Origin of the sequence: Neptuniibacter sp. QD57_21, from assembly GCF_047778075.1 — a bacterium.
Classification (GTDB): domain Bacteria; phylum Pseudomonadota; class Gammaproteobacteria; order Pseudomonadales; family Balneatricaceae; genus Neptuniibacter.
On record NZ_CP180549.1, the window covers coordinates 2,992,597 to 3,004,985 of the forward strand.

The 12,389-nt window shown below is 44.1% G+C and carries 12 protein-coding genes; 4 read left to right on the plus strand and 8 right to left on the minus strand.

Annotated elements, in window-relative coordinates; genetic code table 11:
* Positions 1–38: 38 nt before the first annotated feature.
* The 6 genes from ACMXYS_RS13525 to glnA form a co-directional block, all read right to left on the minus strand.
* Positions 39–875 (minus strand): M14 family zinc carboxypeptidase, encoded by an 837-nt coding sequence (locus ACMXYS_RS13525; RefSeq protein WP_415896853.1) that lies wholly within the window; start codon positions 873–875, stop codon positions 39–41.
* Positions 876–972: 97 nt separating this feature from the next.
* The gene (locus tag ACMXYS_RS13530; RefSeq protein ID WP_415882199.1) at positions 973–1,323 is read right to left on the minus strand and encodes a hypothetical protein; all 351 of its coding nucleotides are present in this window, start codon (positions 1,321–1,323) and stop codon (positions 973–975) included.
* Positions 1,324–1,389: 66 nt separating this feature from the next.
* Positions 1,390–1,860, minus strand: coding sequence for a tRNA (uridine(34)/cytosine(34)/5-carboxymethylaminomethyluridine(34)-2'-O)-methyltransferase TrmL (gene trmL, locus ACMXYS_RS13535; RefSeq protein ID WP_415882200.1), 471 nt, complete (start codon positions 1,858–1,860; stop codon positions 1,390–1,392).
* Between the two features lie 78 nt (positions 1,861–1,938).
* Complete coding sequence (glnG, locus tag ACMXYS_RS13540; protein WP_415896854.1) at positions 1,939–3,372, minus strand: nitrogen regulation protein NR(I); 1,434 nt, start codon at positions 3,370–3,372, stop codon at positions 1,939–1,941.
* Positions 3,356–4,438 carry a nitrogen regulation protein NR(II) gene (gene glnL, locus ACMXYS_RS13545; RefSeq protein WP_415896855.1) on the minus strand — a complete coding sequence of 361 codons (1,083 nt, stop codon included), beginning with the start codon at positions 4,436–4,438 and terminating at the stop codon, positions 3,356–3,358. Before glnL ends, glnG begins: the two co-directional genes overlap by 17 nt.
* A gap of 253 nt (positions 4,439–4,691) precedes the next feature.
* A complete protein-coding gene (glnA, locus tag ACMXYS_RS13550) occupies positions 4,692–6,098 on the minus strand; it encodes a glutamate--ammonia ligase (protein ID WP_415882203.1) in 1,407 nt (468 codons plus the stop codon).
* Positions 6,099–6,544: 446 nt separating this feature from the next.
* On the opposite strand from glnA, the gene typA reads away from it, so the two are divergent.
* From typA to dtd, 3 genes are all read left to right on the plus strand, one after another.
* The gene (gene typA / locus ACMXYS_RS13555) at positions 6,545–8,356 is read left to right on the plus strand and encodes a translational GTPase TypA (RefSeq protein ID WP_415882204.1); all 1,812 of its coding nucleotides are present in this window, start codon (positions 6,545–6,547) and stop codon (positions 8,354–8,356) included.
* Positions 8,357–8,479: 123 nt separating this feature from the next.
* Positions 8,480–9,430, plus strand: coding sequence for a prolyl aminopeptidase (gene pip, locus ACMXYS_RS13560; RefSeq protein WP_415896856.1), 951 nt, complete (start codon positions 8,480–8,482; stop codon positions 9,428–9,430).
* A 28-nt stretch (positions 9,431–9,458) separates the two neighbouring features.
* The gene (dtd, locus tag ACMXYS_RS13565) at positions 9,459–9,896 is read left to right on the plus strand and encodes a D-aminoacyl-tRNA deacylase (protein ID WP_415896857.1); all 438 of its coding nucleotides are present in this window, start codon (positions 9,459–9,461) and stop codon (positions 9,894–9,896) included.
* Between the two features lie 14 nt (positions 9,897–9,910).
* Here the strand turns inward: dtd and ACMXYS_RS13570 are convergent, their stop codons facing one another.
* Both ACMXYS_RS13570 and ACMXYS_RS13575 read right to left on the minus strand, forming a co-directional pair.
* Positions 9,911–10,594, minus strand: coding sequence for a tRNA-uridine aminocarboxypropyltransferase (locus ACMXYS_RS13570; protein ID WP_415896858.1), 684 nt, complete (start codon positions 10,592–10,594; stop codon positions 9,911–9,913).
* Positions 10,591–11,088 (minus strand): hypothetical protein, encoded by a 498-nt coding sequence (locus ACMXYS_RS13575; RefSeq protein ID WP_415896859.1) that lies wholly within the window; start codon positions 11,086–11,088, stop codon positions 10,591–10,593. The genes ACMXYS_RS13570 and ACMXYS_RS13575 overlap by 4 nt, the downstream gene beginning before the upstream one ends.
* A 153-nt stretch (positions 11,089–11,241) precedes the next feature.
* Between ACMXYS_RS13575 and ACMXYS_RS13580 the strand changes: the two genes are divergently transcribed.
* A complete protein-coding gene (locus tag ACMXYS_RS13580; RefSeq protein ID WP_415882209.1) occupies positions 11,242–12,084 on the plus strand; it encodes an HDOD domain-containing protein in 843 nt (280 codons plus the stop codon).
* Positions 12,085–12,389: the final 305 nt, after the last annotated feature.

Consider the following 12,389-nt stretch of genomic DNA (forward strand, 5'->3'; position numbering starts at 1 on the left):
CGGAGCTTTAGGCTCCGTTTTTTTGTTTTTGGATCTATCTATTTGGATGATTCAGATGCAGCCAACTCACTGCGGTTGCGTTTCGATTTATACTTCAACCAACCCACCAAATCCGTCCACATCTTATCAATATCCTTTTTCGGTGGCATGATCCCAGCATATGGAAGCTCAATGGTCACCACAGGTATATTCTTAACAAACCAGCCATAGTTGCCTAAAGAACCAGGGTATGTCCCTAGCTGACGTAGGTGCAACGGCCCAAGTTTACGCGGCGGTTGAACACCACCGTCAAAGTCCAAAATTCCGTGCGGCGCATGTACAGAGACAATCACCGTCGGCTTGTATTCATCAATCAAATTGTGAATAACACGACTTTCAGGCTCACTTAAAGGCGCGTGCCCAGGGAAATAGCGCAAACGCTTTTTCGCACTTTTTTGCCAATGCGCTAAAGGCTCAGGGAATTCTGGCGCTGGGGTAAAGTTTCGATTCAGATCAACCTTATTCGCATTTACTCGGCTCGACTTACGCTGCAATAAGCCATCTGGATTCACAACCGGCAAGAAATACCAATCATAAGCACCACTATGATGTTTACGTAAGGTATTAAGCCACTTAAAGGTTACGCTAACACTTGAGTACTCATCACCATGAATACCACCTATAAATAGAACCCTTGGTGCATCTTTATTTTCTTCTGATGCCTGAAAGTGTGCCTCTAAAATTGCACGACCTTGAACTGAATAAAAACGAGGTGGAAGATAAGGATTACTTAAACATTCTTTAACCGAAACACTGGCTAGTTTTTTACCAACCTGTTTGCAGACATTCGTCACCTCTTCTGGATGATTCGCTCCATGAGTCAAAGAAGAGATCAAGATTAAAAAACTCCCAAGAAAAAGGGAGCTATATTTTTTCCACATATACTTACCGAACAACACTATCAACTGTACACATATTAATCAAAAGCGCATTCTAGCATGATTTTAAGGAAAGACTTTGCAGTATTTCATCAGCACGACCTAATTCAAGGACCTGTTGCAATGAAGCTGCTGGCAACGGCACAATACTTACAAGCGAGCTTGCTGGGATAAGAAATTGACCTTCACTGCCAGACTCTAATTGATCAGAGATCAGAACTACCGGAAGCTGTTGGTTCTTAAGTGTTTGGATATTTACTTGCTGATCAAGCCGACCTAACAACCATACTGCACGCTCCCTATAGTCGGTAACATGCAGTTTAAAAACCTCACCCGCCTGCTCGGTTAAATAAGCTTCAATCTTTGTCACTATGAAAGCGTGCTGCATAGAATTACTGACCGTCATGTAGTTCCTTTCACTATAGTCGTTATAGCAACATTTAAGTATCTATATGTAGAACCGCTTTTAAAACTAACTATCGATAGCGCCTTCAAACCCCAGTTGACGCCATGCTTCATAAACAACAACAGCGCTAGCATTAGAAAGGTTCATACTACGGCTTGCTTCTTTCATCGGCATTCGCAACCACTGTTCGCTAGGAAAGCTCTCTCTCACCTCAACCGGCAAACCTCTAGTTTCTGGCCCCAACAACAAAACATCGCCTGCTTGGTAATCTGCTTTGGTGTAGCAGGTTTTACCTTTTGTCGTTAACGCCCAAACCTTTCTAGGCTCTATTTCAGCCAGGCAGGCTTCTAAATCAGGGTGTATTTTAACTGCAGCAAACTCATGATAATCCAAGCCTGCACGACGCAACCGCTTGTCATCAAAGTCAAAACCTAAAGGCTCAACAAGATGAAGATGAAAACCTGTATTAGCACAAAGCCTAATAATATTACCGGTATTTGGCGGTATTTCAGGTTCGAATAGGACAACATGAAGCATAAAAAATCCCCTCAGTTTAAAAGCTGCTGGGATTATATATGAATTCAAAAAACGTGGTTATGGCTGTAAAGGAATAACTTAGGCAACCTCCTGATCATCGCCTTTATCTTCGTCCATACCCAGCTCTTTAATTTTCCGCGTTAGAGTATTACGCCCCCAACCCAGAAGCTCTGCAGCATCGCGTCGACGTCCTGCTGTATGCTTGAGCGCAGTCTCAATCATAATTTTTTCAAAAGCAGGCACTGCAGTATCCAATAGATTGCGATGACCAAGCCCCAACTGCTGATCAGCCCAATTGCGCAATGACAATTCCCAATCACCCGCCACAGCTGTTTCTGATTCACTACTCTGCATAAGCTCTGGCGGCAAATCATCAATAAGCACTTCTCGGCCAGTCGCCATTACCGTCAACCAGCGACAAGTGTTTTCCAACTGCCTAACGTTACCTTGCCATGCCAAATTACACATATAACTTTCCGTGTCAGTAGCAAGTATCTTTGGCTCCACATCTAGCTCTTCAGCAGCCATGCTCAAGAAATGGCGCGCTAAACGCGGAATATCTTCACGTCGTTCAGCTAACTTGGGTAGATGAACACGAATGACGTTAAGACGATGGAATAAATCTTCGCGGAAACGACCTTCAGCTACCAACTTTTCTAAATCCTGATGGGTAGCCGCGATAATACGAACATCAACCTTCACAGCGGTATGGCCGCCAACACGATAGAATTCACTATCGGCCAACACTCTCAACAAACGTGTTTGAGCATCAGCAGGCATATCACCAATTTCATCTAGAAAAAGCGTACCGCCATCGGCTTGCTCAAATCGACCACGACGAGCCGCAGCCGCACCCGTAAAGGCACCTTTCTCATGACCAAACAATTCTGATTCAATCAGATCATGAGGGATCGCTGCCATATTCAAAGGAATGAAAGGCCTATCTCTACGCGGGCTATGCTTATGCAGCGCGTGCGCGACAAGCTCTTTACCCGTCCCAGACTCACCATTAATAAGAACCGTGATATTGGATTGAGATAATCGACCAATCGCACGGAAAACTTCCTGCATAGCAGGCGCTTCGCCAATAATCTCTGTACCTTCTTCAGCAGCTTGCTCAGCTACCTGCTCTCGTTGCTCAATCGCATGTGCCAAAGCGCGTTTGGTTAGTGCAACAGCATCATCAACATCAAACGGTTTTGGTAAATACTCAAATGCACCACCTTGATAAGACGCAACTGCAGAATCTAAATCGGAGTGCGCCGTCATAATAATGATCGGAACTTGTGGATGAGTTTCTTGAATTTTCTCTAGCAACTGCAGACCGTCTGTTCCAGGCATGCGAATATCACTAATGATGGCATCTGGTACTTCACGTTCTAGCTGAGCCAATAAAGCATCTGCACTATCAAAAACTTCGGTTTGAAGCCCTTCTACTGCCATTGCTTTTTCAAGCACCCAACGAATTGAACGATCATCATCGACAATCCAGATTTTACCTGACAGGTTCATGACTTATCTCCAAAGGTATGAATAGTTGAAATTTGGTTTCCCCTGGCTGAGTTTCACACTCAATCAATCCTTGATGCTGATTGATAATCGATTGCGCAATCGACAAGCCAAGGCCGGTTCCTTCTGCACGCCCACTTACCATAGGGTAGAAAATCTTACTGAGTATCTCTTCTGGAATTCCTGGGCCGTTATCCACAATTTCGACACTACACACCAAACGGTGTTTTTCTGCGCCTAATGTAATTTGACGGAAAGCCCGAGTTTTAATCTGAATGGTTGGATCAGCGCTTCCCGCAGCCTGCATGGCTTGCATGCTGTTACGCAGAATATTTAATACCGCTTGAATAAGTTGCTCTGCATCACCGGTAAACTCAGGGATACTCGGATCGTAATCTCGTAACAGGGATACAGCCCCCTTCGTTTCAGCCTCAATTAGCTGGCAAACCCGTTCGAGTATGGCGTGGATATTAACGTCTTCAAGCTTAGGTAACTTACGCGGCCCCAACAGACGATCCACCAAGTTCCTTAAACGATCAGCCTCTTCAATGATTACGCGGGTATAATCATGTAGCGCAGGATCTGGCAGCTCTCGTTCTAGCAATTGCGCGGCACCACGAATTCCACCAAGAGGATTCTTAATTTCATGCGCCATGCCACGGACTAGGGATCTGGCAGTATCGTGTTGAGTTAGAAGGTCTTCTTCACGCTCAATTCTCATCAAACGGTCTCTAGCTTCTATCTCAATCAGGAGCTGTCGACCGCTCAACCAGAACAATGGATTAATTGAATAATCAACCGTTAGTACACTGCCACTCTGAGTCACCAATTTAGCTTCACGGCGAGTGTAAGGGTGACCAGTTTCAATACAAGCGCGCAGATCTTCAATGCCTTGCTCCTCTGGTGAGAACCACTCCGCTACAGACACTTGAGACAAACGGCGTAAACTCGCCTCTAACAGCATCTCAGCCGCAGGATTGGCATATTCCACATCAAGGTTGCCATCCAGCAAAACCACCGCTGTAGAAAGGTTTTCTATTATCTGTTTATGAAAATCTATTACTGGCATCGACCTACACTCTTTTACTTAAGTTTACTTCTGCAAAAAGCAAACCAAGTTTCACCCCTGCCCTAAATTGCTCTCAGGCAGCACCATTACTGACTATTCTAATATTGAGTGTAGCTACTTAAAAATGATAGCGCACCATTTTAGTGCATTAAATATTATTAAGATTTTAAACGTCACTAAATAAGTGCATAAGGGAAAGATTTAAAAACAAAAAAGCCTCCACAAGGGAGGCTTTTTTAAGAAGAATTAAGACTTATACAGAGTAGTACAGATCAAATTCAACTGGGTGAGTAGTCATGTTAACTTTCTCAACTTCTTCACGCTTCAGCTCGATGAATGCATCTAGCATGTCATCAGTGAATACGCCGCCAGCAGTCAAGAACTCACGATCGTTCTCTAGAGCATCTAGAGCTTCTTCTAGAGAAGCAGCAACCTGTGGGATCTCAGCAGCTTCTTCAGCCGGTAGATCGTAAAGGTCTTTATCAGCAGCATCGCCAGGGTGAATCTTGTTCTTGATACCGTCAAGACCAGCCATCATAAGCGCTGCGAAGCACAGGTATGGGTTAGCAGATGGATCAGGGAAACGAGCTTCTACACGACGTGCTTTAGGATTAGTCACGTATGGAATACGGATTGAGGCAGAACGGTTACGTGCAGAGTAAGCAAGCATAACTGGCGCTTCGAAACCTGGTACTAGACGCTTGTAAGCGTTAGTAGAAGAGTTAGTTAGAGCGTTAAGCGCTTTAGCGTGCTTGATGATACCGCCAATGTAGTAAAGAGCAGTTTCAGACATGCCTGCATAAGCATCACCAGAGAACAGGTTAACACCGTCCTTAGATAGAGACATGTGAACGTGCATACCAGAACCGTTATCACCAACTAGTGGCTTAGGCATAAACGTAGCTGTTTTGCCGTAAGCGTGTGCAACGTTGTGTACGCAGTATTTAAGAACCTGAACTTCGTCTGCTTTAGCAGTAAGCGTATTAGGACCTACACCGATTTCACACTGACCAGCTGTTGCTACTTCGTGGTGGTGTACTTCAATTTCAAGATCCATTGCTTCCATCGCGTCACACATAGCGCCACGTAGGTCGTGAAGAGAATCAATTGGTGGTACTGGGAAGTAACCACCTTTAACACGTGGACGGTGACCTGTGTTACCACCTTCAACATTGTGGCTAGAAGCCCAAGAAGCTTCTTCAGAAGCGATTGTGTAACCGCAACCAGAGATGTCTGCGTGCCATTTAACTTCGTCAAATACGAAGAACTCTGGCTCTGGACCAAACATAGCTGAATCTGCAATACCTGTAGATTTTAGGTACTCTTCTGCACGTTTAGCAACAGAACGTGGATCACGCTCATAACCTTGGCCAGTAGCCGGCTCAACGATGTTACAACGAACGATGATAGTCGTTGCTTCAGAGAATGGATCCAGTACAGTTGCACTGTCGTCCGGCATCAAGATCATGTCGGAATCGTTAATACCTTTCCAACCTGAGATGGATGAACCATCGAACATTTTACCTTCTTCAAAGAAGTCGTCGCCCATATCAGATACAGGGATAGTTACATGCTGCTCTTTACCGTGAGAATCGGTGAAACGCAGGTCAACCCATTTAGCGTTGCTTTCTTTGATCAGATTCAGAGTCTTCTCTGACATTTGACTGTCTCCACTTAATAATTACCAGGCCGAACAGCGCCAGCCTCAAGAAATCAGAATTTATTATCGGCTTAGGACTTAGCAACAAGCGTGCCAGAATATAAAAACCAGCATTCCTCCACAATTAGAGGCACTTGCAGCATAAATACACCAAAAGCACCGCACCAAAATCGAACACAAGCAACTTTAGCGCACCATAATAGTGCAAATCTTGTTAAATCAATTTTTACGCACCGTTATGGGTCTATAATATACTCCAACCTTATTAAAAACGCCCACCTATAATGGGCCTGTTTTTAACTTAATTCTTACCCAGATCAATTCAACCATTCTCTTCATAAAAAGAAAAAGTAAAACTCTGCATAATTGATTAAGAAATATGCAGTAATTTCTCTATAAACACGTATAATTCCGCATTCGCAAAAATATCTCACAGGTATACACACGTGATCGAAAAGCTAAGAAATATCGCTATCATCGCGCACGTTGACCACGGTAAAACAACCTTGGTTGATAAGCTGCTTGCACAATCCGGCACTTTAGGCCGTCGTGATGAAGGCACTGAGCGCATCATGGACTCCAATGACCAGGAGAAAGAGCGCGGCATTACCATTTTGGCAAAAAATACTGCCATTACATGGAACGACTACCGCATCAACATCGTTGACACTCCTGGACACGCCGACTTCGGCGGTGAAGTAGAACGCGTACTGTCCATGGTTGACTGTGTATGCCTACTGGTTGACGCTGTTGACGGCCCAATGCCACAAACGCGCTTCGTAACTCAGAAAGCATTTGACCAAGGCCTTCGCCCAATCGTTGTTATCAATAAAATTGACCGCCCAGGTGCGCGTCCAGATTGGGTTATCGATCAAGTATTCGATCTTTTCGATAGCCTTGGTGCAACGGATGAACAGCTAGACTTCCCAATCGTTTACGCATCTGCACTAAACGGCATCGCAGGCCTAGAACCAGACGATATGTCTGACGATATGACGCCTCTTTTCGAAGCAATCGTTGAACATGTTGAACCACCAAAAGTAGATGTTGACGGCCCATTACAGATGCAAGTATCTGCTCTGGACTATAACAGCTACTTAGGCGTTATCGGTGTTGGCCGCGTTACCCGTGGTACGATCAAAACTAACACTCAGGTTAAAGTTATTGACCGCGAAGGCGCTATCCGCAGTGGTCGTATCCTTAAGATCATGGGCTATCACGGCCTAGAACGCGTTGAAGTTGATACAGCCACTGCTGGGGACATCATCTGCGTTACAGGTATCGATGCGCTAAACATTTCGGACACAATCTGCGACCCAGATAAAGTTGAAGCCTTACCTGCGCTAAGCGTAGATGAGCCAACTGTATCCATGACGTTCCAGGTTAACGATTCTCCGTTTTCTGGCCAGGATGGTAAATTTGTAACTAGCCGTAACATCAAAGAGCGTCTAGATCGCGAACTTATCCACAACGTTGCCCTACGCGTTGAAGATGGAGACACACCAGAGAAATTCAAAGTGTCTGGTCGAGGTGAACTACACCTTTCCGTATTGATCGAAACAATGCGTCGTGAAGGTTTCGAACTAGGTGTATCCCGTCCTGAAGTAGTTCAAAAAGAGGTTGATGGCGAAATCCATGAACCTTACGAAGACGTAATGATTGACGTTGAAGATGAACACCAAGGCGCGATCATCGAAGAGCTTGGTAAGCGCAAAGGCGATATGACCAATATGGAAGTAGACGGCAAAGGCCGTTCACGCCTTAGCTTTATCATTCCTTCTCGCGGCTTAATCGGCTTCCGCTCTCTGTTCCTTACCATGACTTCTGGTACAGGTATCATGACCTCAGTGTTCGATCATTATGGACCAGTTAAAGAAGGTGAAGTAGAAAGCCGAAATAATGGTGTACTTGTATCTATGGTTACAGGTAAAGCACTTGGCTACTCTTTATGGAATCTACAAAGCCGTGGCCGCCTCTGCATCGAACCAAATATCGACGTTTATGAAGGCATGCTACTAGGTATTCACAGCCGTAGTAATGACTTAGCAGTTAACCCAATCAAAGGTAAGCAACTAACAAACGTACGTGCATCTGGCACAGATGAAAACATCCAACTGACTCCTCCAGTAAAATTCACTCTGGAACAAGCTTTGGATTTCATCGAAGATGACGAATTGGTAGAAGTAACACCTAACTTCATCCGCCTACGTAAGAAGCTTCTTAAAGAGAACGAACGTAAGCGTGCGAAGAACAAATAAGAGATTATCTCTATGATAAAAAGGCAGCCTTGAGCTGCCTTTTTTATTTTCTAATACCGTAGCTCTGACACAACTAGCTCACTATACTTAAAAATTAGGACGTCAATCTGTGCCGGAGGCTATATGCGCATTCCCTACCCTGAAATACATCCCTATAACGAATTTCAGCTAAAGGTTTCTGATACCCACAGCCTTTACGTAGAGGAAAGTGGTAACCCTCAAGGGATTCCAGCGTTATTTATTCACGGAGGCCCTGGCGGCGGCACAGCACCAGCGCATAGAAGTTTTTTTGATCCCGAGAAATATCGAATTATTCTGTTCGACCAACGTGGATGCGGCAGATCAATACCCCATTCAGATCTCACAGATAATACGACCACGCATCTAATAGGAGACATCGAAGCAATCAGAAATCATCTGAATGTGGATAAATGGTTGCTATTCGGTGGTTCTTGGGGGGCGACACTTAGCCTTCTCTACGCTCAAGCTCATCCTGACCGCGTTTCCGGCATGATTCTTAGAGGTATTTTTCTATGTCGGGATCAGGATATCCAGTGGTTTTATCAACGTGGTGCGAGTGCAATCTTCCCCGACTATTGGAAAGAGTACGAACAGGTCATTCCTGACACCGAGCGCGACGACATGCTCAAAGCCTACTACAAGCGCTTAACCTCATCGAATGAGATTGCACGTATGTCTGCAGCAAAAGCATGGTCTATTTGGGAAGGTCGCTGTTCCACTCTAGACCCAAACAACGATATCGTTGATCATTTTGCAGACCCTCACGTAGCACTTGCGATGGCGAGAATAGAAGCTCATTTCTTTATAAATAAAGCTTTTATAGAGCCTAACCAAATCATTGATAATTGCTCAAAAATAGAAGAAATCAAAACAGTGATCGTACATGGCCGCTACGACATGGTTTGTCCAATAGAACAAGCTCAAGCCCTCTATGACGCTTTACCAGAATCAGAGTTTCACATCGTACGAGATGCAGGCCACTCAGCTTTTGAGCCAGGTATTACTGACAATCTAATTCGTGCAACAGATAACTTCGCCATCTCATTAGCATAATGACATACAGACACAAGAAAAACAGGATATGAAAGCACTAATCCAACGAGTCAAATCTGCAAGCGTTGAAGTGAACGCTGAAACCGTGGGCAAGATCAACCAAGGCATTCTATTACTTCTTGGTGTAGAAAAAGACGACACCGAAGCGGATGCCAACAAACTACTGAAGAAAATACTTGGCTATCGCATCTTTGCTGATGCAGAAGGAAAAATGAATCTCAACCTACAACAGATCAATGGTGGACTACTCGTAGTCTCTCAATTCACGATTGTTGCAGACACAAAAAAAGGGCTACGCCCAAGCTTCTCTTCGGGCGCATCACCAGAGCATGGTGAAAAACTATATAACTACTTTGTAAAGCAAGCTAAACAACAGCACACAGAGGTTGAAACCGGTATTTTTGCTGCCGATATGGCCGTCTCATTAACCAATGATGGACCAGTTACCTTTTGGCTCGAAAGCTAAATTTACAGGGCCTATCAAACCTCAGATGAGAGCTGATAGGTCTTTAATCTCTTCTTCTCTTCTGCCTCATCATCAAGCGGTCGATTTAATCTCGCCGCCCGATAATGGCTATTAAAAACTGAAAAATAATCTGACATTATTTCAGCACCTTTTTGATCCCCGGCCAGCTTTAACATCTCCGCAGCTACTTCAGCCGTGCACAATTGACCAGCAACAGGAGCCTTTCTCAACTTATATTGAGAGGTAGAAGTTACCCGAGGTTGGATAACGGGGAGGTGATCTAAATAACGACTATGCCTGAACATACGCCTAGCTTGTCGCCAAGTACCATCAAGTATAATAAAAACAGGCTTTTTCCCAGGCTTTAGCTCAAAATCAACCATCCTCTCCTGATAGTCATCACCCTCGGGAAACACAATATAAGGATCTATATCCTGATGATTAATTGCCTCAAGCAGCTGCTGACTAGGCTCTGTCCTAGACCATTTAAATCGCTGTGTCCCAGCAATACAGTCCTCAATCAATCGCCCAGTATTGGTAGGCTTGAATGTTTCATCATGATGAATCAGTAAGTAAAAACTTACTAAAGCATCGTACTGAAGTTTGTAATCGCAAATACAAGCGCAAATAGACAATAGGCACGACTCACAACGCTCGGTTTTAGACCCGCGTGCAATGAAGGGTTTGGATTCAATCATTGTAATGTTTGAGGTTGATTAGAAGATTGGAAAAGCTCCGCAGCGACACCCCAGTCTAAACCGACGGCTCCACGGTGTAAGAGATGAAATATTTGATGGAGTTCTTGATAACTTAGAACACTAGCCGCGATAGGTTCGTCACCACCGGAAAAAAATAAAAGCTTATACTGCCCGTCGTGATGGCTAATATCTAATCGACTTAGTAGCAATGCACTTTGAGCCATAACTTGCGCGCTTTCTCTCTGAACCTGAAGAGCTTGTTGAGCGTCCTCATGATGAAACTGAGCCATATGCATCTTTTGCTGAACGGGCGCGTCGGCTATTTCCGTAACCGTCTTTTCGAGTAACCCCTGGACAGCATCAAGCAAACGCAGTACTAATTTTCGTGTCAGCCAAAAGTCGATTCTCTGCTGGCCGTTACTCAAATTACCGACAAGAAGAATTCGATCTTCCAATTGATCATAATTAAAAGTAAAAGCAGCAATATTTAACATCTAATGCCTCATTTAGCTGAAAAAATTTAAAGTAATCACAAAATAGCTTAGCCAGATAATTAGTCTAAGCTAAGCTTTTGAATACAATTAAAAATTGTCAGCTATCATTGAATAAAGTAACTTGTATTTTAACAACTATTTGAGAAAGACTGTATGCCTCCTGTTTCTGAACAATCAACAAGTTATCTGATCCCTGCTCGTCCAGAGGTACTTATCAGTATTACCGAGGCCCTAAGACAGTCAGACCCTGATATAAAAGGGATCTGTAATTTAATTAAACAGGATGTCGCTTTATATAGCTCAGTTATCGCAACGGTTAACTCAGCATATTTTGGAATACGAACCGAGATATCTTCTGTTGAGCGTGCAGTTGCACTTTTGGGCATCAAGCGTGTATTCAATATTGTACAACTAGCAGCATTGAAAAATAGCCTGTCCGCCGTCGGCCCCATGGAAAGATTCTGGGATACAGCAACAGAAGTAGCTCGTATTACTGCCGCTTTAGCAAATCAGTTTACCAACCTAGATCCTGACGAAACCTACACACTCGGCATGCTACACGACAGTGGTATTCCTCTATTAATGCAGGCCAAACCAGAATTTAAAGACAAACTCAGAGAACTCAATGGAGCAAGCCTCACTGAGATAAATGAGCAAGAACTCGCCCTATATGGCGTTAGTCATTATCAATTAAGTGCTGAGCTGGCTAGAAAATGGAATATAGGCGAATCAACTGCAGAAGCCATCAGCAGACAGCCTTATTACGAACAAACCTTTCAAGAACCCGCTGATGAGAAAGAAGAGATGCGCTTAAAATTATGCATGCTTCTTTTAGCACGAGATATCAGCGATGCTTACCGCCACTTCTGGCGCATACCTGATCCAAAAGAAGATCCAGTCAAGATTATGCCTATCTTAAATTTCCTTGGGATTAGCGATTTTGATTACGCAGACCTTAAAGAAGATATATTAAATACCCTTAGCCTACAGCAATAAAGGACAGCTAAGGACAGCTAAGGACAGCTAAGGACAGCTAAGGACAGTATTCAGTTTAATATTAAGTTTAATTAAGACAACTCATCCTGACGGGCTTATCTGCTTTTACCCGTTTTTATCCGCTCTAAGCAGCGCCTATCCGCTCTTAACCGTATTTTATAACCCACAACGAAAAAACCCCGATCACATCGTGACTGGGGTTTTCTCTTAATTAAATGCTTGGCGATGACCTACAATAAGTTGAAAGCTACGCTTTCACTCGCTCCGCGACGCCTTTGGCGCTTCAACCTGGCACCTGCGGTGCA